Annotated in this window: 1 protein-coding gene; it reads left to right on the forward strand. The window is 70.3% G+C overall.

Annotation, left to right across the window (positions count from 1 at the left end; all coding sequences use genetic code 11):
* A partial coding sequence (locus tag ACG01O_RS22265; protein ID WP_394387806.1) for a hypothetical protein occupies positions 1-259 on the forward strand: 259 nt, incomplete at both ends.

The raw sequence follows: 259 nt of genomic DNA on the forward strand, positions 1-259 counted from the left end.
CTCACGTCCGATCAGGTCAACGCCTTCACCACCGGCCAGGTCCGCAGCCTGGAGACGGCGGACGTGCGCTCGATCACCACCGCCGCGCTGGCCGGCCTGACCTCCACGCAAGTGGGCGCCCTCACCACCGATGGCGTGCAGGCCCTGACCACCGGCCAGATCGGTGCGCTCAACACCGACCAGCTCAAGGGCATGACCACCGCCGACATGGTGGCCCTGACCTCCACCCAGGTCGCCGCGCTCACCTCGGTGCAAGCCC

This window comes from Pelomonas baiyunensis (assembly GCF_043555935.1).
GTDB lineage: Bacteria > Pseudomonadota > Gammaproteobacteria > Burkholderiales > Burkholderiaceae_C > Pelomonas > Pelomonas baiyunensis.